This is a genomic window from Burkholderia sp. LA-2-3-30-S1-D2, from assembly GCF_001523915.2.
Lineage (GTDB): Bacteria > Pseudomonadota > Gammaproteobacteria > Burkholderiales > Burkholderiaceae > Burkholderia > Burkholderia diffusa.
Genome location: NZ_CP013384.1, coordinates 1,661,015 through 1,685,400 on the forward strand (window position 1 = coordinate 1,661,015; position 24,386 = coordinate 1,685,400).

The following is a 24,386-nucleotide window of genomic DNA, read 5'->3' on the forward strand; positions in this document are numbered from 1 at the left end:
ATACCGCACTGCGGCAGAATCTGGAGACGCCTCTCCAGAGCATGACGGCCCGGCTCGCAGCCGGCACGCCGCGCGCGAGCAGGATTTCACGATTGACGCTCACGAATCACCGGTAAGGCAGGTAATGACAGCATCGAAAAATTCGTCGACGTCCGCTCAAGCGGGCACTTTCGCGGGCAGCACCGGATTCGACCAGGCTACCCAGCCGATGCAGCAGATGTTCGAGGCATGGCTGAACGCCTGGCGCGGTTTCGCCGATCCGGCGCGCGCCTCGACGGCGGCGACCACGGCGAATCCGTTCGCCGCATTCCAGTTCCCGACATCCGTTCCGTTCCAGATGCCGTCGATGCCCGATCTGGGCGCCTTCGGCGGCCTGGCTTCGCCGTTCGCGGGATTGAAGCTGCCCGTGGCCGCGATCCCGCCGGAACGGCTCCAGAAGCTGCAGGCCGATTATGCGCGCGACTGCGTGACGCTGATGCAGCAGGCCGCCGCCGCGAAGCTCGAGTCGCCAGAACTGAAGGACCGCCGCTTCAGCGCGGATGCCTGGAAGGCATCGCCCGCGCATGCGTTCGCGGCTGCGTGGTATCTGCTCAACGCGCGCTACCTGCAGGAACTGGCCGACGCGCTCGAGACCGATCCGAAGACGCGCGAACGCATCCGTTTCTCCGTCCAGCAATGGACCGCCGCGGCCGCGCCGAGCAACTTCCTGGCGCTCAATCCCGATGCACAGAAGTCGATCCTCGAGACGCAGGGCGAAAGCCTGCGGCAGGGGATGATGAACCTGCTCGGCGACATGCAGCGCGGCAAAATTTCGCAGACCGACGAATCGCAATTCGTGGTCGGCAAGAACCTCGGGTGTACCGAAGGCGCGGTCGTCTACGAGAACGACCTGATCCAGCTGATCCAGTACGCACCGAAGACGGACAAGGTGTTCGAGCGGCCGCTCCTGATCGTGCCGCCGTGCATCAACAAGTTCTACATCCTCGACCTGCAGCCCGAGAATTCGCTCGTCGCGCATGCGCTGTCGAACGGCCATCAGGTGTTCCTCGTGTCGTGGCGCAACGCCGATGCGTCGGTCGCGCACAAGACGTGGGACGACTACATGAACGAAGGGTTGCTCGCGGCGATCGACGCCGTGCAGCAGATCTGCGGCCGCGAGCAGATCAACACGCTTGGTTTCTGCGTCGGCGGCACGATGCTCGCGACCGCGCTGTCGGTGCTCGCCGCGCGCGGCGAACACCCGGCCGCGTCGATGACGCTGCTGACCGCGATGCTCGATTTCACCGACACCGGCATCCTCGACGTGTTCGTCGACGAGGCGCACGTGCAGATGCGCGAGCAGACCATCGGCGGCAAGAACGGCGCGGCGCCGGGGTTGATGCGCGGCGTCGAGTTCGCGAACACGTTCTCGTTCCTGCGGCCGAACGACCTCGTCTGGAACTACGTCGTCGACAACTACCTGAAGGGCCGCACGCCCGCCGCGTTCGACCTGCTGTACTGGAACAGCGACTCGACGAGCCTGCCGGGCCCGATGTACGCGTGGTACCTGCGCAATACCTATCTTGAGAACAAGCTCCGCGTGCCGGGCGCGCTGACCGTGTGCGGCGAATCCGTCGACCTGTCGCGCATCGACGTGCCGACCTTCATCTACGGGTCGCGCGAGGATCACATCGTGCCGTGGCAGACGGCTTACGCATCGACGTCGATCCTGACGGGTCCGCTGAAGTTCGTGCTCGGCGCGTCGGGCCACATCGCGGGCGTGATCAATCCGCCGGCGAAGAAGAAGCGCAGCTACTGGGTCAACGACAACGATCTGCCCGGATCCGCGGACGACTGGTTCGCCGGTGCGACCGAGCAGCCGGGCAGCTGGTGGACGACCTGGGTCGAGTGGCTCGACCAGTACGGCGGCCGCAAGGTGGCGCCGCCCGCCAAGGCCGGTTCCGCGCAGTTCCCGGTGATCGAGCCGGCACCGGGCCGCTACGTGTTGCAGCGCGATTGACGAAAGACGGACAGCGGCGCACGCTGTCCGGTGCACCGCAGTTTTTTAACAGGGCCGGTAGCGATGCGCCGCGTCGTGCGGGCCTGGAGGAAAGGGAAATGACGGACGTAGTGATCGTATCGGCCGCGCGGACCGCGGTCGGCAAATTCGGCGGTTCGCTCGCGAAGATCGCGGCACCGGAGCTGGGGGCGACGGTGATTCGCGCGGTGCTGGAGCGTTCGGGCGTGAAGCCCGAGCAGGTGAGCGAAGTGATCATGGGGCAGGTGCTGGCGGCGGGCTCGGGGCAGAACCCGGCGCGCCAATCGCTGATCAAGGCCGGCCTGCCGACCGCGGTGCCGGGCATGACGATCAACAAGGTGTGCGGCTCGGGCCTGAAGGCCGTGATGCTGGCGGCGAACGCGATCGTGGCGGGCGACGCGGACATCGTGATCGCGGGCGGCCAGGAAAACATGAGCGCGGCGCCGCACGTGCTGCCGGGCTCGCGCGACGGGTTCCGGATGGGCGACGCGAAGCTGGTCGACACGATGATCGTGGACGGCCTGTGGGACGTGTACAACCAGTACCACATGGGCATCACGGCGGAGAACGTCGCGAAGGAATACGGGATCACGCGCGAGGAGCAGGACGCGTTCGCGGCGCTGTCGCAGAACAAGGCGGAAGCCGCGCAGAAGGCCGGGCGCTTCGATGCGGAGATCGTGCCGGTGTCGATTCCGCAGCGCAAGGGCGAGCCGCTGCAGTTCGCGACCGACGAGTTCGTGCGTCACGGCGTGACGGCGGAATCGCTGGCGGGGCTGAAGCCGGCGTTCTCGAAGGACGGCTCGGTGACGGCGGCGAACGCGTCGGGGCTGAATGATGGCGCGGCGGCGGTGCTGGTGATGTCGGCGCAGAAGGCGGCGGCGCTCGGCCTGACGCCGCTTGCGCGGATCAAGGCATACGCGAACGCGGGCGTGGATCCGAGCGTGATGGGCATGGGTCCGGTGCCGGCCTCGCGCCGCTGCCTGGAGCGTGCGGGCTGGACGCCTGGCGACCTGGACCTGATGGAAATCAACGAGGCATTCGCGGCGCAGGCGCTGGCGGTGCACAAGCAGATGGGCTGGGACACGTCGAAGGTGAACGTGAACGGCGGGGCGATCGCGATCGGTCACCCGATCGGCGCGTCGGGCTGCCGGATTCTGGTGACGCTGCTGCACGAGATGGTCAAGCGCGATGCGAAGCGCGGGCTGGCGTCGCTGTGCATCGGCGGCGGGATGGGCGTCGCGCTCGCGGTCGAACGTCCGTAACCGGTCGTCGGTCACTGCCAAACCAATCCGTGCGCCGGCCGATTGCGGCTTCGGCCGGCGCACGTGAAGTCAGAGGGGGCCTCCGGCGGCTCTCGAAACCAAAAAATGGAGTGAGATTTATGTCTCAGCGAATTGCGTACGTAACGGGCGGGATGGGCGGCATCGGCACCAGCATCTGCCAGCGTCTGTCGAAAGACGGCTTCAAGGTGGTCGCGGGTTGCGGCCCGAACTCGCCGCGCCGGGTGAAATGGCTCGAGGAACAGAAGGCGCTCGGCTACGATTTCATCGCGTCGGAAGGCAACGTGGGCGACTGGGACTCGACCAAGGCAGCGTTCGACAAGGTCAAGGCCGAAGTCGGCGAGATCGACGTGCTGGTCAACAACGCGGGCATCACGCGCGACGTCGTGTTCCGCAAGATGACGCATGAAGACTGGACGGCCGTTATCGACACCAACCTGACGAGCCTGTTCAACGTGACGAAGCAGGTGATCGACGGGATGGTCGAGCGTGGCTGGGGCCGGATCATCAACATTTCGTCGGTGAACGGCCAGAAGGGGCAATTCGGCCAGACGAACTACTCGACCGCGAAGGCCGGCATCCACGGTTTCACGATGTCGCTCGCGCAGGAAGTCGCAACGAAAGGCGTGACGGTCAACACCGTGTCGCCAGGCTACATCGGCACCGACATGGTGAAGGCGATCCGGCCGGACGTGCTCGAGAAGATCGTCGCGACGATCCCGGTGCGCCGTCTCGGCGGGCCGGAGGAAATCGGTTCGATCGTCGCGTGGCTCGCGTCGAATGACTCCGGCTTCGCGACGGGCGCCGACTTCTCGCTGAACGGCGGCCTGCATATGGGCTGAACGTCCGGCTGTGCGCGCCGCTGCGGCCGCGCGGCCTGGCGTTTCCGAAGGCCCCCGCTTCCCGGATCCGGGAGGCGGGGATTTGTCACTTGCGCTACGCTGCACCGAAAGGCGTTACATGACTACTACAAAGAAAACGGCCGAGCGGCTCATCAAGAAGTACCCGAACCGCCGGCTCTACGATACCGAGACGAGCACGTACATCACGCTGACCGACGTCAAGCAGCTCGTGCTGGAACAGGAGGACTTCAAGGTCGTCGACGCGAAATCCAACGAGGACCTGACGCGCAGCATCCTGCTGCAGATCATCCTCGAGGAAGAGAGCGGTGGCGTGCCGATGTTCTCGTCGTCGATGCTGTCGCAGATCATCCGTTTCTACGGTCATGCGATGCAGGGCATGATGGGAACGTATCTGGAAAAGAACATCCAGGCGTTCATCGACATCCAGAACAAGCTCGCGGATCAATCGAAGAACCTGTACGAAGGCAACGCGATGAATCCGGAAGTCTGGTCGCAGTTCATGAACATGCAGGCGCCGATGATGCAAGGGATGATGACGAGCTACATCGAGCAGTCCAAGAACATGTTCGTGCAGATGCAGGAGCAGATGCAGAACCAGGCGAAGTCGATGTTCAGCACGTTCCCGTTCAAGCAACCGGGCGCGCCGGAGCCGGAGAAGAAGTAACGCTTGCGCGGCAGGCCGGTCGCGGCGGCACCCGCCGCCCGACGCCTGACGCCAGGTTTGCCACCGCGACGCGCGGCGGTGCGATGCGGCCGATCGTGTGCCCGGGCACGACGATGGTCGCTGCCGCAAGATGTTGCCGACGGTCGCTCCTGATCGTCGGCACCGAATGCCCGTACCCTCGCGTGGGGGCGGGCATGATCGTGATCTGGTCGCCCCGACCTCATCCAGACAGTCATCAGCGAATCGATACCCGGGCGTGTCGCGCCTCATGGCGTGCGTTTGTGCCATTGCGGCCGATCGCCGATGCGTCGGACCTTGTGATGACGGGCAGCGGCAAAGCGCCCGCGGTTCGCCGGCTTACCTCAGAGTGCCGGATCGAAATCCTGGTGATCGTCTGCGGGAGGAAGGTCGAGCACGAGCTTCACCGCGCAGTAGTTCGCCTTCAGCGAAAACACCCGGCCGATCACGAGAAACGTCTGCCGCGAATTCTCGAGTTCGACGAAGTCGCCCGGCTGCGGCACGTGGGCGCCCTGGTCATAGGAAAAACTGGTGCTGGTCTGCTCGCCGATGGTCTCGGCGGCGTGCTCGGTGAATTCGATCGTGATGTGGGTGGTCATGCGAACCCCATTGGGTAAGTGAAGGGAGCGGATGCAGCGATTTTCGCATAGGGGCGAAGTGAGGCCGGGGCGATTGTCGTGCACGACGTGCGGTGATCGTGCCCATCGTTTCATCATCTCGGTCTGAAAGGGCTGGATCAGCCGCCGGTGGCGGTCCGATGCGCCTGCGCGCGCTGCGTATTGAGGGCGCCATCCACGGCGTCTTGATCGCCGGTTTTGCCTCGCTGACCCATAAATAGCTGTAAACTCACGCTTTTGCCGCCACGCCCCCCACATTCCAGATGTCCCAGTCCCCCAAAGTAGGCTTCGTGTCGCTCGGGTGCCCCAAGGCGCTCGTCGACTCCGAACAAATCATCACCCAGCTGCGCGCCGAAGGTTATGAAATCTCAGGCACCTACGACGGTGCCGACCTCGTCGTCGTCAACACTTGCGGCTTCATCGACGAGGCCGTGCAGGAAAGCCTCGACGCGATCGGCGAAGCGCTGACCGAGAACGGCAAGGTGATCGTCACCGGCTGCCTCGGCGCGAAGTCGAGTGCCAGCGGCTCGAACCTCATCGAGGAAGTCCACCCGAAGGTGCTCGCCGTCACCGGCCCGCACGCGGTGGGTGAAGTGATGCAGGCCGTGCACTCGCATCTGCCGAAGCCGCACGACCCGTTCGTCGACCTCGTGCCGGCCGCCGGCATCAAGCTCACGCCGCGCCACTATGCGTACCTGAAGATTTCCGAAGGCTGCAACCACCGCTGCACGTTCTGCATCATTCCGTCGATGCGCGGCGACCTCGTGTCGCGCCCGGTCGCGGAAGTGATGCTCGAAGCGGAGAACCTGTTCAAGTCGGGCGTGAAGGAACTGCTCGTGATCTCGCAGGACACGAGCGCGTACGGCGTCGACGTGAAGTACCGCACGGGCTTCTGGAACGGCAAGCCGATCAAGACGCGCATGACCGACCTGGTCGCCGCGCTCGGCGAACTCGCTGCGCAGTACGGTGCATGGGTGCGCCTGCACTACGTGTATCCGTATCCGAGCGTCGACGAAGTCATTCCGCTGATGGCCGAAGGCCCGTTCAAGGGCCACGTGCTGCCGTATCTCGACGTGCCGTTCCAGCACGCGCATCCGGACGTGCTGAAGCGCATGAAGCGCCCGGCGAACGCCGAGAAGGTGCTCGAGCGCGTGCAGAAGTGGCGCGAGATCTGTCCGGACCTGACGATTCGCAGCACGTTCATCGCCGGCTTCCCCGGCGAGACGGAAGAGCAGTTCGAAACGCTGCTCGACTTCATCCGCGAGGCGGAACTCGATCGCGTCGGCTGCTTTGCCTATTCGCCGGTCGAAGGCGCGACGGCGAACGACCTGGACGGCGCACTGCCGGACGACGTTCGCGAAGAGCGCCGCGCGCGCTTCATGGAAGTCGCCGAGGAAGTGTCGGCGCAGCGCATCCAGCGCAAGGTCGGCAAGACCCTCAAGGTGCTGATCGACGAAGTCAGCGAGGAAGGCGGCATCGGCCGCACGGCGGCGGATGCGCCGGAGATCGACGGGGTCGTCTACGTCGAACCGGCGACGAAGGCGTCGAAGCGCTACAAGGTCGGCGATTTCGTGTCGGTGAAGATCACCGGCGCGGACGGCCACGACCTGTGGGGCGAGGTTTAAGCGATGACCGCTGCGTTTCCGCAGATCCTCGCGCTCGGCGAGGCGATGATCGAATTCAACCAGTCGCAGCCGGGGCGTCCGGAGTTCCTGCAGGGCTTCGGCGGCGACACGTCGAACTTCTGCATCGCCGCGGCGCGCCAAGGTGCGTCGACGGGCTTCGTGTCCGCGATCGGCGACGATCCGTTCGGCCGCTTGCTGGCCGACATGTGGGCGGCGGAGCGCGTCGACACGACGTACGTGCGGATCGACTGCGCGGCGCCGACCGGCGTGTATTTCGTCACGCACGGCGCTGAGGGTCACCAGTTCGACTATCTGCGCGCGGGCTCGGCGGCGAGCCGCTATGCGGTGGCCGACCTGCCGCTCGATGCGCTGGCGGCGGCGAAGGCCGTGCACCTGTCGGGCATCAGCCTCGCGATCAGCACGGCCGCATGCGACGCCGCGTTCGCGGCGATCGATCACGCGCGCAGCAACGGTGCGCAGGTCAGCTTCGATACGAACCTGCGCCTGAAGCTGTGGCCGCTGCCGCGCGCCCGCGCGGTGATGCGCGAAGCGCTGCGCCAGACGGACATCTGCCTGCCGAGCTGGGACGACGTCACGGCGCTCACGGGCGCGAACGATCGCGACGCGATCGTCGATGCGATGCTCGAACACGGGCCGCGGGTCGTCGCGCTGAAGCTCGGCAAGGAAGGCGCGTACGTGGCGACCCCGAACGAACGGCGGGTGGTGCCGGGCTTCGCGGTCGAAGCTGTCGACGCGACGGGCGCGGGCGACTGCTTCGGCGGCGCGTTCGTTGCACGGATCGTCGCGGGTGACGATCCGTTCGCGGCCGCGCGTTATGCGAACGCGGCGGCGGCACTGTCGACGACGGGTTACGGCGCGGTCGCGCCGATTCCGTTGCGCGAGGCGGTGGAACGCCTGATGCAGGGCTGACGCGGCTCACGCACGCCGGTCGTGGCCTCGCGTACGTGACGATGACCATCGGCGGCAGGCAGCATGTGGCCGCGTTTTTTCGAGCGAATCTGAAGCAAGGAGCAACACAAGGTGGGTCGATATTCCGAGTGGCAACGGGCGCTGGTGATCGCCAGTGTGCTGGCGGCGGGCCTCGCGATGCCGGGCATGGCCGCGGCGGAGGCCGTCGCGCCGGGCGCGCAGCAGGATGAAGCGGCGCCCGCGCGGCCGCTGCGGCCGAATCCGGAATTCGCCCGCCTGCCGCGCTACGAGGGCACGCTCGGCGACCGGCCGATCGTCGTGCATCTCGGGCCGAAGACGGACGAGGAAGGCGTGCACGGCGAATACCAGTTCGCGGACACGGGCGAGGTGGTGCTGCTCGCTGGCGATCGCGACGGAGACACGCTCGAAATCGAGGAATCGAACGACGGCACGAACATCACGGGCGTGTGGATCGGCCGCTTCGACGCGACGGGCGACCTGAAGGCCGACCGGATGAACTCGGACGAATCGGATCCGCAACCCGTCGTGCTGCGCCCGGCGCCGGGCAAGCGCGCGGCGCTGCAGGTGCGCGACGGCCGCGTACGGGAAATCGAGACGGTCGGCGGCATCGTCGACCTGCGCACCACCAACTGAGCGCGCGCTGGCTCGGTGCGCGCGGCGCGCATTGTACCGGGCCAAGCGCGCCGATTTTGGCTACTCTAGCGACATATTCCGCAACCGAACGGCCTTTCCCCCGGTCTCCAGCCATGACTGCATCCACTTCGAAGCGCGCACTCCAGACCCGCATCGTTCAACCCGACGACATCATTCCGGAAGGCTTCCGTTCGTTCGTCCCACCGGTCGAGCGGGCATCGACGGTCGTGTTCCCCGATCTCGCGACGATGCGCGCGCTGGTCTGGCACAACGACAACCAGTGGCGCTACGGACTGCACGCGACGCCGACGTCGCTCGCGCTCGCGCAGCGGCTCGCCGAGATCGAGGGCGGCACGCATGCGCTGCTGCAGCCGTCGGGCCTCGCGGCGATCATGAACGTCTATTTCGGGATCGTGAAGGCGGGCGACGACGTGCTGATCCCGCACAACGTCTACGGGCCGAACGCCGATTTCGGCAACTGGCTCGCGAAGGATTTCGGCATCGTCGCGCGCTTCTACGATCCGCTCGTCGGTGCCGGCATCGCCGACCTGATCCAGCCGAACACGCGGTTGATCTGGATCGAGGCGCCGGGCTCGGTGACGATGGAAGTGCCCGACGTGCGCGCGATCACGACGGTCGCGCAGGCGCGCGGCATCGTCACCGCGATCGACAACACGTATTCGGCCGGCCTCGCGTTCAAGCCGTTCGAGCATGGCGTCGACATCTCGGTGCAGGCGCTGACCAAGTATCAATCGGGTGGCAGCGACGTACTGATGGGCGCGACCATCACCGCGAACGCGGAACTGCACGCGCAACTGAAACTCGCACGGATGCGCTGCGGGATCGGCGTCTCGGTCGATGATTGCTCGCTCGTGCTGCGCAGCCTGCCGAGCATGCAGGTGCGTTTCGACGCGCACGGCAAGAGCGCGCTCGCGCTCGCGCAATGGCTGAAGGCGCGCCCGGAGATCGCGGCCGTGCTGCATCCGCAGCTGCCGGACTGTCCGGGCCACGCATCGTTCGTGCGCGACTTCACCGGCGCGGGCGGGCTGTTCTCGGTGGTGTTCGACGAGCGCTACAGCAGCGAGCAGATCGATCGTTTCGTCGAGGCGCTCGAGCTGTTCGCGATCGGCTGGAGCTGGGGCGGCGCATGCAGCCTCGCGATGCCTTACGACGTGGCGTCGATGCGTGCGGAGTGGCCGCATCGCGGCACGCTGGTGCGCTTCTATGTCGGTCTCGAAGACGAAGCCGACCTGCGTGCGGACATCGAGCGCGCGCTGCAGGCTACGCTCGGCCGATAACGGAACCGAAGCGGAAAAACGAAACGCCCGCGCGATGCAACATCGCGCGGGCGTTTTTTCATGGGCGGTGCGCGCAGACCGGAAATCAGAACAGCCGCAACAACCCGTCGAGACCCACGTGGTCGAATGCGACGGTGGCCGCGTCGCGCACGACGGGCTTTGCGTGGAACGCGACCGACAACCCGGCTTCGGCCATCATCTTCAGATCGTTCGACCCGTCGCCCATCGCGATCGCGCGGCGCGGCTCGAGGCCGAGCGATGCGCAGGTATCGCGCAGCATGCGCGCCTTCACGTCCGCGTTGACGATTTCGCCGAGCACCTTGCCGGTCAGCTTGCCGTCGACGATCTCGAGCGTGTTGGCGTGCGCGTAGTCGAGGCCGAGGCGCGCCTTCAAGCGCTCGGTGAAGAACGTGAAGCCGCCCGACACGAGCAGCGTCTTCAGTCCCGCGGCCTTCACGCCGGCAAGCATCGTCTCCGCGCCCGGCGACAATTGCAGCCGTTCCTCGTACACGCGCTCGAGCGCCTGCGCATCGAGCCCCGCGAGCAGCGCGACGCGACGCGTGAGGCTTTCGTTGAAGTCGCGGATCTCGCCGCGCATCGATGCCTCGGTGATTTCCGCGACCTGCGTCTTCAGCCCGCAGAAATCGGCGATCTCGTCGATGCATTCGATCGTGATCAGCGTCGAATCCATGTCCATCACGACGAGCCCGAACTCGCCGAGCGTACGGCCGGCTTCGACGAAGCCGAAGTCGAGCGCGTGCGTGCCGCAGTACGCGTCGATGTCGAGCCGCTGCGCGGGGTTTGCGTTTTCGATACGCAACGCGTGATCGTCGGTCTGCACGATGCGGGTGCCGCGCGACAGCGCGAGCAGCGGTTTGTGATGCGCGTCCGACAACGGCGCGAGACTCTGGATGACGAGGTTGTGGGTCATGACGGAATGATTGGAAGCGAATGAAACGCGTGCGCGGCCGGCATGCGGCCGCCTGCGAACGCGGGCCCCGTTCGGCGTCGGGCCATCGCGTCGCGAACGCGCCATTGTAGCCGGTTGGTGTCCGGGCGCGACCGGATCGCCGCGGATGCCCGTCCGGCGCGCCGCCGCAAGCTCCGCTCACGGGATGGCGCCTATCGTTCGTCCGCGCGATCCCAGTAAGGCGGATCGCCGAAGTGTTCGGCCAGGAACGCGATGAACGCGAGCGTCTTGAGCGGCACGTGCGCGCGGCTCGGATAGACGGCCCAGATAGCGACGTCGTTCGCGAACGGGTAATCATCGAGCACCGTGACGAGCGCGCCGCTCGCGAGCAGCGGGCCGACGTCCCAGGTCGACTTGATCGCGATGCCGAAGCCGTCGACGAGCGCTTCGCGGATCGCCTCGCCGTTGCTCGCGACGAGCCGGCCGCCGACCCGCACGGTGAGCGGGCCTTGCGGCGTGACGAACGACCAGTCGCGCTGGTCGCCGAGGATCACGCATTCGTGCTGCGCGAGATCGGCCGGATGGCGCGGCGTCCCGTGTTCGGCGAGATACGCGGGCGAGCAGCACAGCACGCGCCGGTTGGTGGCGAGCTTGCGCGCGACCAGCGTCGAGTCCTTCAGCGCGCCGAGGCGGATCGCGACGTCGTAGCCGTCGTCGACGAGGTCGACGATCTCGTCGGATAGCCGCAGGTCGAGCGACACGGACGGGTAGCGGCGCAGGAATGCGGGAATCACGGGCGCGACGTGCTGGCGGCCGAACGACGACGACATCGACACCTTCAGCCGTCCGTACGGCTCGCTGCGGCCGTGGCCGACCGACGCGCGCGCGGCGTCGGCCGCCGACAGCAGCGCCTCGGCGCGGGCCATGAAGACTTCGCCGTCCTGCGTGAGGCTGATGCGGCGCGTGGTGCGATGCAGCAACCGCGCGCCGAGCTGGCGCTCCAGCTGCGCGATGCGCGCGCTTGCGACCGCGGCCGACACGCCGAACTCGCGCCCGGCCGCGCTCACGTTCGCGAGCAGCGCCGCACGCACGAACAGGCCGACGTCGAGCAGGTCGAGCGGCTTGTCGGGGGCCGGAATCGGATCGGACGTCATTATTCTGAAATTCCTGAAAATGTTTCAGGAAATATAGCGGTTTTCTCGAATGATCGGGCCGCCTACGATGACATGCGTGGGGCTGCGCCGCAGCCCGCCCGATTTCCCTGAAGGAGTTTCGTGATGAAAGCTGTTGGACTGACCCGCTATCTGCCGATCGACGACCCGCAGGCGCTCGTCGACGTGGAACTGCCGCAACCCGTGCCGGGCCCGCGCGACCTGCTGGTGAAGGTCGAGGCGATCTCCGTGAACCCGGTCGACACCAAGGTGCGCGCGCCGAAGCCGCAGGTCGAGGAGACCCCGCGCGTGCTCGGCTGGGACGCGGCCGGCACGGTCGTGGCGGTCGGTGCCGAGGTGACGATGTTCCGGCCCGGCGACGAGGTGTTCTACGCGGGCAGCATCACGCGCCCCGGCGCGAACAGCGCATTCCACACGGTCGACGAGCGGATCGCGGCGATCAAGCCGCGCTCGCTCGATTTCGCGGCGTCGGCTGCGTTGCCGCTCACCGCGCTGACCGCGTGGGAGGCGCTGTTCGACCGGCTGCGCGTGTCGCCGCAGGGCGCGGACGCAGGCAAGTCGGTGCTGATCATCGGCGGTGCGGGCGGGGTGGGTTCGATCGCGATCCAGCTTGCGAAGACGCTCGGCAAGCTGCATGTGATCGCGACCGCGTCGCGCCCGGCGTCGGCCGAATGGGTGCGCTCGCTCGGCGCGGACGACGTGGTCGACCATTTCGGCGACTTGCCTGCGCAACTGCGCGAGATCGGTCATGCGAACGTCGATTACGTGCTGATCTTCAACGACACGGATCGTCATTTCCCTGCCGCGGCGGAAGTAATCCGGCCGCAGGGCGGCATTTGCACGATCGTCGAGAACGAGAAGCCGATTCCCGTCGAGCTGCTGAAGGCGAAGAGCGCCGCGTTTCACTGGGAGTTCATGTTCACGCGCGCGATGTTCGAGACGCCGGACATGATCGAGCAGCACAAGATCCTGAGCGAGGTGGCGAGGCTCGTCGACGGCGGCACGCTGCGTACGACGCTCGGCGAGCAGCTCGGCACGATCAACGCCGCGAACCTGCGGCGCGCGCACCAACTGCTCGAGGCCGGGCGCGCGATCGGCAAGCTGGTGCTGAGCGGCTTCTGAGTGCTCCCGAACCTGTCGCTTTGCGCCGGGCCCCCGAAGGGGCTTCCTTCGGGGCGGAAGACGCGAGGCGGCCCGGCGTTTTCTTGAGCGCCGGCATCGCACGTACGGGATACGGCTTCGCGAACGCAAGCGGGGTAACACCCGATGCGTTTGCGGCGCATTGCATGCCGCTTGGCGGTAGACTGGCAACGCATCATGCATCGAAAACCGCGCGGCACGCGCGTGCCGCCGCATTACAAGGAGGTCAGCATGATCCAACGCAGCTTGTCAGTCGCCGCATCGTGGTCTGCCGTGTTCGCGGCGGCGTGCGTCAGCGCGAGCGTATTCGCGGCGCCGCCCGTCAAGGGCAGCTTGAAGGGCGGCGGGACGGGGCAGCTCGAATACACCGTCAAGGTCGACTCGAAGACCTTCGGCAATACGCAGGAGACCCGCAAGATCCGCTCGGGCGAAACGGACGACTTCAACTGGAAGTCGGTGCCGCCGGGCGGCGCGGTCGCGATGCCCGACGGTTGCCCGAACGCCGACAATCTGCCGCGCGACGCGAACGGCGCGATGGTGCGCCAGACCCAGGTGCGGCTCGCGCCGTCGGTCGACGCGAAGGGGGTCGCGAACGTGCAGATGAGCTTCCAGGCCGCCGCGCCGAAAGGCACGCGCAACGTGAGTGCGGGCGGCAAGTCGCTGCAGTGCCCGGACGTCGTGTCGGTGAGCCAGGTCAAGTGGGTGTCGATTTCGACCAATGGCGGGTCGAAGTCCGTCACGATGAGCGACGGCACGAAGGTGACGGTGTCGATCAAGCACTGAGCGGGGCGCGCGGCCGGTGAGGCGTCCGGTGCGCGCGCAACCATCGCGATGCGCATCCGGGCGATCCGGGGAGGGTCGCGCGTGACGGTTTGTGGTGCGTGGCTTCGGGCCTTCCCATTGAGCGATGTTCGACTTCGTCGCGCCCGGCACGCGCCGGTGGCGCGGCCATTCGCGCGGCGGCCTGCGTGACGTCATGCGGATGTCACGCTATCCTTCCGGCATCCTCCATCTTCCCCCGAACGACATTTCGATGAAACATTGCATGCGCCTGCTGCTGTCGGCGGCTGCGTTCGTCGCTGTCCATGCGCAGGCAGCCGACGATTGCAGCTTCGTGAAGAAAGTCGAGCTGCCGTCGCGACAGCAGTCCGCCGTCGTGTCGAGCGGCGCGCTCGAACCGTGCTCGACCGGCAGTTATGCGGTGCGCGTGTATTCGACCGCGCATGCCGCACCCGGCTTCGATACGGACGACTACGTGACCGGCGTGCTGCATGCGCGTGACGGCACCGTCGCCGATGCATTCACGGCGGACCTCGGCGCGCGTGCGCCGCAGGCGCTCGTCGTTACGACGCGCTCGGCCGGCAGCGGCGGTTACGTCGGTGCGCAGGCCTATGTGACGACGCCGCGCGCGGTTCGGCTCGTCGCATCGGTCGACGGGCTGGCACCCGACGCCGACGTCACGGCCGCGTTGCGCCGGGCCATCGGCAAACGCCGCGCTGCCCGCTGACCGCATGCCACGCGGATGCCGCGTATGTCGCGGCGCAGCGGGTCAATGCACGCGTTCCTCGAGCCGCGATGCAAGAAAGCGGTGATCGGCCGAGAACAACCGGCGATACGTCATCAGCACTGCGCCAACGGTGCCGAGCGCGGACGCCGCGGCGATCAGGAACATGATGACGATCTGATAGCGCACGGCCTGCAGCGGCGACTGGCCGGCCAGCACCTGGCCCGTCATCATCCCCGGCAGGCTCACGACGCCGACGACGGCCATCTGGTTGAGCGTCGGCAGCATGCCCGCGCGCACGGCCTGGCGCGCGGCGTCCTGTGCGGCCTCCCAGCGCGTCGCACCGAGCGCCAGTGCCGTCTCGACGCGGTCGCGTCGCGCGGTCAGTTCCTCCATCATCCGTTCGACGCCGAGCGACACGCCCGTGAGCGTATTTCCGAGGATCATCCCGAGGATCGGGATCGCATATTGCGGCGTGTACCACGGATGAATGCGGATCACGACGAACAGGCCGACCGCCGCGACGAACCAGCTGCTGAACCAGATCGACGCGATGCTGTCGACACGCTGTCCGCGATACGTGTGCTTGCCGCGGCCGGCGCCCGCGAAGCCTGCGATCAGCGTCATCAACGCGGTGAGCGGCAGCACGACGGTCCAGTGCGGATGACCGAACACCCAGCCGAGCACGTAGCCGATCGCCAACAGCTGCACGACGGTGCGCACGGCGGCGAGCGCGAGCTTGCGCCCGAGGCCGAGCGACAGCGCGGCCGAGATCGCGCCGTTGACCGCGACGAGCGCGGCGGCGATCCCGACGTCGACGAGGCTCAGGTCCTGCAGTGCGGGGCTCATTGCTGCGCCTCCATTGCGTTCGCGGCGTGCAGCACGCCGGCCTGCATCACGAGCCGCATCGTGCCGATCCGGGCGGCTTGCGCCGGATCGTGCGAGATCCACATGTAGGCACGTGCATCGGGTGCCGCGTCGAACCAGGCGCCGACAAGCGCTTCGATCGCGCGCGTCGAGTCGGGGTCGAGCGCGGACGTCGGCTCGTCGAGCAACAGCACGTCGGGGTCGAGCTGCAGCACGCGCAGAAGCGCGGCGATCTGCGCTTCGCCGCCCGACAGTTCGCTCGCCCGCTTGTCGAGAAAATCGGCGCCGCGACCGGCGCGTGCCGCGAGCGCTTCGGCGCGTGCGCGGTCGAACGTCACGTCGCGGTAGATCGCGAGTGAATACGGGTAGCGCAATTGCGCTTCGACGGTCCCGTCCATCTGCGCGGGCCGCTGGCGCACGTAGGCAATGCTGCGCCGGTAGCGCGGAATCGCGCCGCGCCTGATCCGCGTGCCGCGCCACAGGATAAGACCGCCGTCGAGCGGGTCGAGCAACGCGAGCGCGCGCAGCAGCACGCTCTTGCCGGAGCCCGACGGTCCCGTGATAGCAATTCGCGATCCCGCGGCGAGGCTGAAGTCGGTCGGCGCGAGCAGTGTCTTGCCGCTGCTGGCGTCGCGGCGCGTGATGTGCTGCGCATCGATGAGGCCGTTTGGGGCTGTCATGTCACAAATGAAAAAAAGCGTTAATGGCGCCGAAGCGTTGCTGCGGCGTGCGCCATAATACCGATTGAAAAGCCGCCGGTGTCGTGCTCCGTTCACTCACGCAAGTTGGCCCGACATTGTGCGCAAACTCTGCAGAACAACAACGGAACCGCCATGACGCTAGCACGAGCCATCGGCAAATCGGCTGCATGGATCGTCGGTATCGTCGCACTGGTCATTGCGGCGGCCGGCATCTTCATCTTCACGTTCGACTGGAACCACGCGAAACCGTGGGTCAACGAACATGTGAGTACCGCACTTGGCCGCCCGTTCGCGATCAATGGCGATCTCAAGGTCGGCTGGCGCCGCCCCGACGGCGAGACCGGCTGGCGCGCATGGGTGCCCTGGCCGAGTTTCTCCGCCACGCAACTCGAGATCGGCAACCCGGACTGGGCGAAGGGGCCCAAGTTCGTCACGCTCGATGCCGCGCATTTCGATCTCGCGATTCTTCCGCTCCTCGCGCACGAAATCGTCATTCCGTCGATCGATGTCGTCAATCCCGCGGTCGACCTCGAGCGGCTCGCCGACGGCCGCAATACGTGGACCTTCCAGTTCAAGCAATCGTCGCAGCCGTCGCCGTGGAAGGTGCGGCTCGACAGCTTCGGTTTCGCGAAGGGCGTCGTCACGTATCGCGATGCGATCACGAAGGCCGATCTCACGGTCGCGATCGATACGCTCGGCCGGCCGATTCCGCTCGGAGACGTGCTGAAGGAGCAGGAGCAAACGTCGCGCGCGGCGTCGGCGCAACGCGTCGGCAAGAGCGGGGCCGCGCGACTGAGCGCGACGGCGAGTGCCGAGGCAGCGTCGGGTGCGTCGGCGGCGCAAGGCGCGAGCGGGGCGTCCGCCGTCGCGGCGTCGGGTGCGTCCGCTGCCGCTCCGGCTACTTCGGTTTCCTCCGCATCCACGGCCGTGCCGGCATCCGGCGCGAGCGGGGCGTCCGCTGCGTCGGGTGCCGCTGCCGCCGCGAAGCCGGCCGGCCCGACGTATGCGTTCGGGCTCAAGGTCGACGGCCGGTACAAGAACGTGCCGATCAGCGGCACCGGCAAGGTCGGCGGCGTGCTGGCGATCGAGAAGACGACGCAGCCGTTCCCGCTGCAGGCCGACGTGAAGGCCGGCGACACGCGGCTGGCGATCGTCGGCACGCTGACCGACCCGATGCATCTCGCGGCACTTGACTTGCGTCTGTGGCTGCAGGGCACGTCGATGTCGCACCTCTACCAGATCACGGGCATCACGCTGCCGGACACGCCGCCGTATGCGACCGAGGGCCGCCTGATCGGCAACATCAAGCAGCACGCGAGCACGTTCCGCTATGAGAATTTCAACGGCCGCGTCGGCGGCAGCGATCTCCGCGGCACGCTCACCTGGGCGCAGCGCGAACCGCGGCCGAAGCTGTCGGGCGAACTCGTGTCGAACCTGCTGCAGTTCTCCGACCTCGCACCGGTGATCGGTGCCGACTCGGCCGCGAGCAAGGCCAAGCGCGGCGACACGACGCGCCAGCCGCCGGACCGCGTGCTGCCGGTCGCGACGTTCCGCACCGAGCGCTGGAGCGCGATCGACGCGGACGTGAAGTTCACCGGGCGCAAGCTGATCAAGAGCCCGCAACTGCCGATCACCGACCTGTACACGCACATCCTGCTGCAGGACGGCGTGCTGTCGCTCGAACCGCTGCAGTTCGGCGTCGCGGGCGGCACGCTCGCGACGAACGCGCAACTCGACGGCAGCCGCACGCCGCTCAAGGGCCGCTTTACGCTGGCCGCGCGTCACCTGCGGCTGAAGCAGCTGTTCCCGACGCAGAAGGTGATGCAGACCGCGTTCGGCGAAATCAACGGCGACGCGTCGCTGTCGGCGACCGGCAACTCACCGGCCGCGCTCGCGGCGACGTCGACCGGCGAAGTGAAGGCGCTCGTCACGGATGGCCGCATCAGCCTGCTGCTGATGGAGGCGGCGGGGCTGAACGTCGCGAACGTCGTCTACGAGAAGCTGTTCGGCACCCGCGACGTGAACATCAATTGCGCGGCGATCGACTTCGTCGCGAACGACGGCATGCTCGAGCCGAAGGTGTTCGCGCTCGATACGGACGACGCGCTGATCAACGTCGACGGCCCGGTCAACCTGCGCGACGAATCGATCGACCTGAAGATCCATCCGCATACGAAGGGTTTCCGGGTCTTCTCGTTGCGTTCGCCGTTGTACGCGAAGGGCACGTTCAAGAATCCGAAGGTCGGCGTCGACGCCGGCGCGCTCGCGCTGCGCGCCGGCGCGATGGTCGGTCTGGGCCTGATCAATCCGTTCGCGGCGCTGATTCCGCTGATCGCGCCGAGCAATAACCGCGACGTGCCGTGCTCGGAGCTGTTCGGGCAGATGAAGGCCAAGGCGGCGCAGAAGGCGGCGCAGAAGGCCGGCAAGTGACGGTGTCCGAGGCAGGGCCGGTGCCGCGCGTGGCGGCCCGGCTGGCGGGGCCGGAACAGGGCGGTCGGCAGTTTCTCCGACACCTGCTAAAATACACGGTTTTCCGTCGATTTCTCTCTTACGGGACCTGCCGTGCTTTCTACTGCCAACATCACGATGCAATTCGGGCCGAAGCCCTTGTTCGAGAATATCTCGGTCAAATTCGGCGAGGGCAACCGCTATGGTCTGATCGGCGCGAACGGCTGCGGCAAGTCGACCTTCATGAAGATCCTGGGCGGCGACCTCGAGCCGAGCGCCGGCAACGTCGCGCTGGAGCCGAACGTGCGCCTGGGCAAGCTGCGCCAGGACCAGTTCGCGTATGAAAACGTGCGCGTGCTCGACGTCGTGATGATGGGCCACACCGAGATGTGGGCTGCGATGACCGAGCGCGACGCGATCTACGCGAATCCGGAAGCCACCGACGACGACTACATGCACGCGGCCGAACTCGAAGGCAAGTTCGCCGAATACGGCGGCTACGACGCCGAGGCACGCGCGGGTGCGCTGCTGCTCGGCATCGGCATCGAGGAGAAGTTCCACAACGGCACGATGGCCGACGTCGCGCCGGGCTGGAAGCTGCGCGTGCTGCTCGCGCAGGCGCTGTTCTCGAAGCCGGACGTGCTGCTGCTCGACGAACCGACCAACAACCTGGACATCAACTCGATCCGTTGGCTCGAGCACACGCTCAACGAGTACAACTCGACGATGATCATCATCTCGCACGATCGTCACTTCCTGAACTCGGTGTGCACGCACATGGCCGACATGGACTACGGCACGCTGAAGGTCTGGCCGGGCAACTACGACGACTACATGCTCGCATCGGCACAGGCGCGCGAGCGCCAGGCCGCGGCGAACGCGCGTGCGAAGGAGCGCGTGGCCGAGCTGCAGGACTTCGTGCGCCGCTTCTCGGCGAACAAGTCGAAGGCCCGCCAGGCGACGAGCCGCGCGAAGCAGATCGACAAGATCAAGATCGAGGAATTCAAGCCGTCGTCGCGTCAGAACCCGTTCATTCGCTTCGAGTTCGAGAAGAAGCTGCACAACGTCGCGGTGGTTGCCGAAGACATCACGAAGAAGTACGAGCGCACGATCTTCCAGAACTTCAACCTGTCGGTGCAGCCGGGCGAGCGCATCGCGATCATCGGCGAGAACGGCGCGGGCAAGACGACGCTGCTGCGTTCGCTGCTTGGCGCGCTCGAGCTCGATCACGGCACGGTGAAGTGGTCCGAGAACGCGAATGTCGGCTACATGCCGCAGGACACGTACGAGGAGTTCCCGAACGACATCACGCTGATGGACTGGATCGACCAGTACCGCAAGGACGGCGACGACGAAACGATGGTGCGGGGCACGCTGGGCCGCCTGCTGTTCTCGTCGGACGACATCAAGAAGTCGGTGAAGGTGCTGTCGGGCGGCGAGAAGGGCCGCATGATCTGGGGCAAGCTGATGCTCGGCCGCCACAACGTGCTGCTGATGGACGAGCCGACCAACCACATGGACATGGAGTCGATCGAGTCGCTGCAGATCGCGCTCGAGCAGTTCGAAGGCACGCTGATCTTCGTTTCGCACGACCGCGAATTCGTGAGCGGGCTGGCGAACCGGATCATCGAAGTGCGTACGGACGGGACGCTGTTCGACTTCGGCGGGAATTACGAGGAGTTCCTGACGAGTCAGGGGCAGGAGTAATCGACCGGGCAGCCATGCCCGCGACCTGATGTACTGGAAGCCCGCCAGGTGCAAGCCTGGCGGGCTTTTTCTTGTCGGGGCAAGCGCTCGCGGCCACGGTCGCCGGTTGCGGTCCCGCATCCGCAGCTTGGCGGCGGCGACGACCCGGGCAGCAGCACGTGCGGGGCGCCGGAACAGGCCGCCACCACCGCCCGCGCGGTCAGCCCTGCGTCGTCAGCCCGAAAAATCCGTTACGACCGTCACACCGGCGCCTTCGAACCGGTTCATGTTCATCAGCGCATCAATCGATTGGCCCAGACTGATTTCCTTGCCGATCAACCGGTTTGGCGCGAGCGTGCCGGCGCGCACCATGTCGAGCATCGCGTCGTAACGATGCGCCTGCATCCCGTGGCTGCCGAGAATCTCCAGTTCGTGCGCGATGACTTTGCTCATCGGCACGGCCGGCGTTGCATGCTCGCCGAGCATCAGCCCGACCTGCACATGCTTGCCACGGCGGCGCAGATTGCTGATCGAGTTGAAGCAGGTGCTCGGATGGCCGAGCGCATCGAGCGACACGTGGGCGCCGCCGCGCGTGATCTCCTTCACCGCATCGACGACGTCGGCGACTTGCGACGCATTGACGGTCGCCGCTGCGCCGACCGATCGCGCGAGCGCGAGCGCCTGGTCCGAAATGTCGATCGCGACGACGTTCGCACCGATCGCATTCGCGATCATGATCGCCGACAGGCCGACACCCCCGCAGCCGTGCACGGCCACCCACTGGCCGGCCGACGTGCGCCCCTGGTCGACCACCGCACGAAATGACGTCACGAAACGGCATCCGAGGCTCGCCGCGGTCGGGAAATCGAGCGCGTCGGGCAGCCGCACGAGGTTGAGGTCCGCGTGATGGATGCCGACGAACTGGGCGAACGAGCCCCAGTGCGTGAAGCCGGGCTGAAACTGTTGTTCGCATACCTGCTGGTTGCCGGAGTGGCATTCCGGGCAGTGCCCGCAGCCGCCGACGAACGGCACCGTGACGCGGTCGCCGGCCTTCCAGCGCGTGACCGCCGCGCCCGCCGCGACCACGACGCCGGCGAGTTCGTGCCCCGGCACATGCGGCAGCACAATGTCCGGGTCGTGCCCCATCCAGCCGTGCCAGTCGCTGCGGCACACGCCGGTCGCCTTCACTTCGATCACGACGCCGTCGGGCGCCGGCGTCGGATCGTCGACATTCATCAACCGCGGCGCCGCGCCGAACGCTTCATAAACGACTGCTTTCACTATCTCCTCCTGGATCGAATGAGTCTTTCAATATAGCCGGAAGAATGCGGATTTATCTTTCATTTTGCGATTGAGATACGGGTAATCTTGAGATAGCCTTGCGCTGATCGCGGGAATGCCGCAAGGAGCTTTCATGGAACCACTGGACAAGATCGATCGCGGCATGCTCGACATGCTTCAGCAGGACGGGCGCGTGTCGAATGCGCGGCTCGCCGAAGCGTTCTCGCTGAGCGAGACGTCCTGCTGGCGCCGGCTCCGGCGGCTGGAGGAAGCGGGGTTGATCGCGGGCTATCACGCGCGGCTCGACCGCCGCAAGCTCGGGCTCGGCGTGATGGCGTTCGTGCAGATCGTCTGCACGCAGCACAGCGAGGAGGTGACGGCCGAGTTCGAGCGCCTGATCCAGGCGAGCCCCAACGTGCTTGCATGCGACAACACGACCGGCGAAGCGGATTTCCTGCTGCAGGTGGTGGCGGCCGACCTCGACGACTACAGTCATTTCGTCGAACGGGTGCTGCGCAGATTGCCGGGCGTGCTGAGCATCCGCTCGAACCTGTCGTTGCGGCAGTTGAAGTCGACGCAGCGGCTGCCGATAGCGTGATGGCGCAAGCCGGCGCTCGCGCATGCGCGAGCGGTCAGTCGGCCAGCCGCTTGTCGGCGAGCGCCTTGCAGCAGTCTTCGTACACCCATTGCACGAGTTTCGCCCGGTAGTCGAGATCGTCGGTATCGACGATTTCCTCGACCGCGTCGCGCGCCCACGATGCGTCGACGAAGTCGGCGTGCCGCTTTGCGATGTCCTGCGCCAGCGCGGCCAGCTTCGCGATCGCGAGCCAGTCGGACTGCCGGTGGTGGCGGTCGAGCCAGCGATGCGCGGCCTGCACCTGGAACGATGCATCCGGCCAGGTTTCGTTCAGGTAAAACGCGCCGAGATTGCCGCAGGTGAGCCAGCACAGCAGCTCCAGGCGATCTTGCGAGCCGAGGATATGGGGTGCGTCGGTCATGGCAGCGCTCACGAAGGCATCGATTCCGGGTGGCGCGGCCCGCAGCAGCCGGCGCCGATAGTAAAAACATAGCACGATGCGGGGCACGAGGTGGGGCCTCGTGGCGCGCCGGCGTGGCGCGGATGCCGCCGTTGCGGGAAGCGGGCGTCCGACGCCCGTTCGCTGGCGTCCGCGCGGGCCGTTCGGCGGCGCCTGAGGTCCCGTCAGGCGTCGTCGCGCAGCCGCGCCGCACTCGTTAGAATGGCCGTTTTCCGGGAGACAGGAAGCGATGAAAATCTACGATCAGTTCTATATCGACGGCGCATGGCGCAAGCCGGCCGGAACGGGCACGATCGACGTGATCGACTCGGGCACCGAGGCCGTGATCGGCCAGATCGCCGAGGGCGTGGCGTCGGACGCGCAGGACGCGATCCGTGCGGCGCGCGCGGCGTTCGACGCATGGGCCGCGACGCCGCCCGCGACGCGCGCGGGCTATCTGCGCAAGATCGTCGAGCGTCTGCAGGCGCGCAGTGAGGAACTCGCGCAGTCGATCACCGGTGAAGTCGGCATGCCGATCAAGCTGTCGCGCGCGATCCAGGTCGGCGGTCCGATCTACAACTGGAAGGCATACGCGAAGCTCGCCGAATCGTTCGAATTCGAGGCGACGCTCGGCAACTCGCGGGTGGTGCGCGAACCGGTCGGCGTCGTCGCGGCGATCACGCCGTGGAACTACCCGCTCAACCAGATCACGCTGAAGGTCGCGCCGGCGCTCGCGGCCGGCTGCACGGTCGTCCTGAAGCCATCCGAAGTCGCGCCGCTCAACGCGTTCATGCTTGCCGAAGCGATTCACGAAGCGGGCCTGCCGCCGGGTGTGTTCAATCTCGTGTGCGGTTATGGCCCGGTCGTCGGCGAGGTGCTGGCGACCAATCCGGACGTCGACATGGTGTCGTTCACGGGTTCGACCCGTGCCGGCAAGCGCGTGGCCGAACTCGCGGCCGCGAGCGTGAAGCGGGTCGCGCTCGAACTGGGCGGCAAGTCGGCGTCGGTGATCCTCGACGATGCCGACTTCGCGGCGGCAGTGAAGGGCACGGTCAACGCGTGCTACCTGAACGCGGGCCAGACCTGTTCGGCACATACGCGGATGCTGGTGCCCGAGGCGCGCTACGACGAGGCGCGCGCGATCGCGAAGGCGGCAGCCGAAGCGTATGTCGCGGGCGACCCGCGTCAGGAAACGACGCGCCTCGGCGCACTCGCATCGGCCGTGCAGCAGCAGCGCGTGCAGGCCTACATCCAGCGCGGAATCGACGACGGCGCGGAACTCGTGACCGGCGGCACGGGCCTGCCGGAAGGGCTCGCGAAGGGCTTCTTCGTGAAGCCGACGGTGTTCGGCCGCGTTGATCCGAAATCGGCGATCGCGCAGGAAGAGATCTTCGGACCGGTGCTGTCGATCATCACGTATCGCGACGAAGACGAGGCCGTGCGCATCGCGAACGATTCGCCGTACGGGCTCGGCGGCGCGGTGTGGGCGGGCAGCGACGAACACGCGATGCGCGTCGCGCGCCGCATCCGCACGGGGCAGGTCGACATCAACGGCGGCACGTGGAACGGCGCCGCGCCGTTCGGCGGCTACAAGCAGTCGGGATACGGCCGCGAAAACGGCGTATACGGGCTCGAAGAGTATCTCGAGTACAAGTCGATGCAGCTCAAGCCGGCGAATCCGGCCTGAGCGTTTCA

At 66.8% G+C, this 24,386-nt stretch carries 22 protein-coding genes; 15 read left to right on the top strand and 7 right to left on the bottom strand.

Annotated elements, in window-relative coordinates:
- Positions 1-124 precede the first annotated feature (124 nt).
- The 4 genes from phaC (at position 125) to phaR (ending at position 4,824) form a co-directional block, all read left to right on the top strand.
- Entirely contained in the window at positions 125-1,999 is a 1,875-nt protein-coding gene (gene phaC / locus WS66_RS20490; RefSeq protein ID WP_059604429.1) for a class I poly(R)-hydroxyalkanoic acid synthase, read from the top strand.
- 98 nt (positions 2,000-2,097) lie between these two features.
- Positions 2,098-3,279: an acetyl-CoA C-acetyltransferase gene (locus WS66_RS20495; protein ID WP_108064708.1), complete on the top strand. Its 1,182-nt coding sequence runs from the start codon at positions 2,098-2,100 to the stop codon at positions 3,277-3,279.
- Between the two features lie 119 nt (positions 3,280-3,398).
- Positions 3,399-4,139 carry a 3-ketoacyl-ACP reductase gene (locus tag WS66_RS20500; RefSeq protein WP_059606930.1) on the top strand — a complete coding sequence of 247 codons (741 nt, stop codon included), beginning with the start codon at positions 3,399-3,401 and terminating at the stop codon, positions 4,137-4,139.
- Between the two features lie 118 nt (positions 4,140-4,257).
- A complete protein-coding gene (phaR, locus tag WS66_RS20505) occupies positions 4,258-4,824 on the top strand; it encodes a polyhydroxyalkanoate synthesis repressor PhaR (protein WP_011549704.1) in 567 nt (188 codons plus the stop codon).
- A gap of 362 nt (positions 4,825-5,186) precedes the next feature.
- Here phaR and WS66_RS20510 read toward each other — a convergent pair whose 3' ends face one another.
- Positions 5,187-5,441, bottom strand: a complete 255-nt coding sequence (locus tag WS66_RS20510; RefSeq protein WP_059537455.1) for a hypothetical protein — start codon at positions 5,439-5,441, stop codon at positions 5,187-5,189.
- 281 nt (positions 5,442-5,722) lie between these two features.
- Here WS66_RS20510 and rimO point away from each other — a divergent pair, with 281 nt between their 5' ends.
- The 4 genes from rimO (at position 5,723) to WS66_RS20530 (ending at position 9,966) form a co-directional block, all read left to right on the top strand.
- Positions 5,723-7,084, top strand: a complete 1,362-nt coding sequence (rimO, locus tag WS66_RS20515; protein ID WP_059606928.1) for a 30S ribosomal protein S12 methylthiotransferase RimO — start codon at positions 5,723-5,725, stop codon at positions 7,082-7,084.
- Between the two features lie 3 nt (positions 7,085-7,087).
- Positions 7,088-8,014, top strand: a complete 927-nt coding sequence (locus WS66_RS20520; protein WP_059606927.1) for a sugar kinase — start codon at positions 7,088-7,090, stop codon at positions 8,012-8,014.
- A 111-nt stretch (positions 8,015-8,125) separates the two neighbouring features.
- Positions 8,126-8,668, top strand: a complete 543-nt coding sequence (locus tag WS66_RS20525) for a hypothetical protein (protein WP_059606925.1) — start codon at positions 8,126-8,128, stop codon at positions 8,666-8,668.
- Between the two features lie 113 nt (positions 8,669-8,781).
- Positions 8,782-9,966, top strand: a complete 1,185-nt coding sequence (locus WS66_RS20530) for a cystathionine beta-lyase (RefSeq protein ID WP_059606923.1) — start codon at positions 8,782-8,784, stop codon at positions 9,964-9,966.
- 85 nt (positions 9,967-10,051) lie between these two features.
- On the opposite strand, the gene serB is transcribed toward WS66_RS20530, so the two are convergent.
- Positions 10,052-10,897, bottom strand: coding sequence for a phosphoserine phosphatase SerB (gene serB, locus WS66_RS20535; RefSeq protein WP_059606921.1), 846 nt, complete (start codon positions 10,895-10,897; stop codon positions 10,052-10,054).
- Positions 10,898-11,088: 191 nt separating this feature from the next.
- Positions 11,089-12,030, bottom strand: coding sequence for a LysR family transcriptional regulator (locus tag WS66_RS20540; RefSeq protein ID WP_059606919.1), 942 nt, complete (start codon positions 12,028-12,030; stop codon positions 11,089-11,091).
- A gap of 123 nt (positions 12,031-12,153) precedes the next feature.
- Here WS66_RS20540 and WS66_RS20545 point away from each other — a divergent pair, with 123 nt between their 5' ends.
- The 3 genes from WS66_RS20545 (at position 12,154) to WS66_RS20555 (ending at position 14,695) form a co-directional block, all read left to right on the top strand.
- The gene (locus WS66_RS20545) at positions 12,154-13,170 is read left to right on the top strand and encodes a zinc-binding alcohol dehydrogenase family protein (RefSeq protein WP_059606918.1); all 1,017 of its coding nucleotides are present in this window, start codon (positions 12,154-12,156) and stop codon (positions 13,168-13,170) included.
- Positions 13,171-13,419: 249 nt separating this feature from the next.
- Entirely contained in the window at positions 13,420-13,971 is a 552-nt protein-coding gene (locus WS66_RS20550) for a DUF6013 family protein (protein WP_059606970.1), read from the top strand.
- A gap of 250 nt (positions 13,972-14,221) precedes the next feature.
- The gene (locus WS66_RS20555) at positions 14,222-14,695 is read left to right on the top strand and encodes a PliI family lysozyme inhibitor of I-type lysozyme (RefSeq protein ID WP_059606968.1); all 474 of its coding nucleotides are present in this window, start codon (positions 14,222-14,224) and stop codon (positions 14,693-14,695) included.
- 42 nt (positions 14,696-14,737) lie between these two features.
- Here the strand turns inward: WS66_RS20555 and WS66_RS20560 are convergent, their stop codons facing one another.
- The gene (locus WS66_RS20560) at positions 14,738-15,541 is read right to left on the bottom strand and encodes an ABC transporter permease (protein ID WP_059606916.1); all 804 of its coding nucleotides are present in this window, start codon (positions 15,539-15,541) and stop codon (positions 14,738-14,740) included.
- Positions 15,538-16,239, bottom strand: a complete 702-nt coding sequence (locus tag WS66_RS20565) for an ABC transporter ATP-binding protein (RefSeq protein ID WP_059606914.1) — start codon at positions 16,237-16,239, stop codon at positions 15,538-15,540. The genes WS66_RS20560 and WS66_RS20565 overlap by 4 nt, the downstream gene beginning before the upstream one ends.
- 153 nt (positions 16,240-16,392) lie before the next feature.
- Between WS66_RS20565 and WS66_RS20570 the strand changes: the two genes are divergently transcribed.
- Together WS66_RS20570 and WS66_RS20575 are read left to right on the top strand one after the other, a co-directional pair.
- Positions 16,393-18,690, top strand: coding sequence for an AsmA family protein (locus tag WS66_RS20570; RefSeq protein ID WP_059606913.1), 2,298 nt, complete (start codon positions 16,393-16,395; stop codon positions 18,688-18,690).
- 132 nt (positions 18,691-18,822) lie between these two features.
- Positions 18,823-20,415, top strand: coding sequence for an ABC-F family ATPase (locus tag WS66_RS20575; RefSeq protein WP_059606912.1), 1,593 nt, complete (start codon positions 18,823-18,825; stop codon positions 20,413-20,415).
- Between the two features lie 213 nt (positions 20,416-20,628).
- On the opposite strand, the gene WS66_RS20580 is transcribed toward WS66_RS20575, so the two are convergent.
- Complete coding sequence (locus WS66_RS20580; RefSeq protein ID WP_059606910.1) at positions 20,629-21,675, bottom strand: zinc-dependent alcohol dehydrogenase family protein; 1,047 nt, start codon at positions 21,673-21,675, stop codon at positions 20,629-20,631.
- A 133-nt stretch (positions 21,676-21,808) separates the two neighbouring features.
- Between WS66_RS20580 and WS66_RS20585 the strand changes: the two genes are divergently transcribed.
- Entirely contained in the window at positions 21,809-22,273 is a 465-nt protein-coding gene (locus WS66_RS20585; protein ID WP_059606908.1) for an Lrp/AsnC family transcriptional regulator, read from the top strand.
- Positions 22,274-22,307: 34 nt separating this feature from the next.
- Here the strand turns inward: WS66_RS20585 and WS66_RS20590 are convergent, their stop codons facing one another.
- On the bottom strand, positions 22,308-22,673 hold the full coding sequence (locus tag WS66_RS20590) for a hypothetical protein (RefSeq protein ID WP_059606906.1): 366 nt from the start codon (positions 22,671-22,673) through the stop codon (positions 22,308-22,310).
- A gap of 268 nt (positions 22,674-22,941) precedes the next feature.
- Between WS66_RS20590 and WS66_RS20595 the strand changes: the two genes are divergently transcribed.
- Positions 22,942-24,378, top strand: coding sequence for an aldehyde dehydrogenase family protein (locus WS66_RS20595; protein ID WP_059606905.1), 1,437 nt, complete (start codon positions 22,942-22,944; stop codon positions 24,376-24,378).
- The last annotated feature ends 8 nt before the right edge of the window (positions 24,379-24,386 follow it).

Excerpts from the sequence above, each read along its gene's own strand:
- phaC (WP_059604429.1), top strand. The coding sequence starts at position 125 with ATGACAGCATCGAAAAATTCGTCGACGTCCGCTCAAGCGGGCACTTTC.
- WS66_RS20495 (WP_108064708.1), top strand. The coding sequence starts at position 2,098 with ATGACGGACGTAGTGATCGTATCGGCCGCGCGGACCGCGGTCGGCAAA.
- WS66_RS20500 (WP_059606930.1), top strand. The coding sequence starts at position 3,399 with ATGTCTCAGCGAATTGCGTACGTAACGGGCGGGATGGGCGGCATCGGC.
- phaR (WP_011549704.1), top strand. The coding sequence starts at position 4,258 with ATGACTACTACAAAGAAAACGGCCGAGCGGCTCATCAAGAAGTACCCG.
- WS66_RS20510 (WP_059537455.1), bottom strand. The coding sequence starts at position 5,441 with ATGACCACCCACATCACGATCGAATTCACCGAGCACGCCGCCGAGACC.
- rimO (WP_059606928.1), top strand. The coding sequence starts at position 5,723 with ATGTCCCAGTCCCCCAAAGTAGGCTTCGTGTCGCTCGGGTGCCCCAAG.
- WS66_RS20520 (WP_059606927.1), top strand. The coding sequence starts at position 7,088 with ATGACCGCTGCGTTTCCGCAGATCCTCGCGCTCGGCGAGGCGATGATC.
- WS66_RS20530 (WP_059606923.1), top strand. The coding sequence starts at position 8,782 with ATGACTGCATCCACTTCGAAGCGCGCACTCCAGACCCGCATCGTTCAA.
- serB (WP_059606921.1), bottom strand. The coding sequence starts at position 10,897 with ATGACCCACAACCTCGTCATCCAGAGTCTCGCGCCGTTGTCGGACGCG.
- WS66_RS20540 (WP_059606919.1), bottom strand. The coding sequence starts at position 12,030 with ATGACGTCCGATCCGATTCCGGCCCCCGACAAGCCGCTCGACCTGCTC.
- WS66_RS20545 (WP_059606918.1), top strand. The coding sequence starts at position 12,154 with ATGAAAGCTGTTGGACTGACCCGCTATCTGCCGATCGACGACCCGCAG.
- WS66_RS20550 (WP_059606970.1), top strand. The coding sequence starts at position 13,420 with ATGATCCAACGCAGCTTGTCAGTCGCCGCATCGTGGTCTGCCGTGTTC.
- WS66_RS20555 (WP_059606968.1), top strand. The coding sequence starts at position 14,222 with ATGAAACATTGCATGCGCCTGCTGCTGTCGGCGGCTGCGTTCGTCGCT.
- WS66_RS20560 (WP_059606916.1), bottom strand. The coding sequence starts at position 15,541 with ATGAGCCCCGCACTGCAGGACCTGAGCCTCGTCGACGTCGGGATCGCC.
- WS66_RS20565 (WP_059606914.1), bottom strand. The coding sequence starts at position 16,239 with ATGACAGCCCCAAACGGCCTCATCGATGCGCAGCACATCACGCGCCGC.
- WS66_RS20570 (WP_059606913.1), top strand. The coding sequence starts at position 16,393 with ATGACGCTAGCACGAGCCATCGGCAAATCGGCTGCATGGATCGTCGGT.
- WS66_RS20585 (WP_059606908.1), top strand. The coding sequence starts at position 21,809 with ATGGAACCACTGGACAAGATCGATCGCGGCATGCTCGACATGCTTCAG.
- WS66_RS20590 (WP_059606906.1), bottom strand. The coding sequence starts at position 22,673 with ATGACCGACGCACCCCATATCCTCGGCTCGCAAGATCGCCTGGAGCTG.
- WS66_RS20595 (WP_059606905.1), top strand. The coding sequence starts at position 22,942 with ATGAAAATCTACGATCAGTTCTATATCGACGGCGCATGGCGCAAGCCG.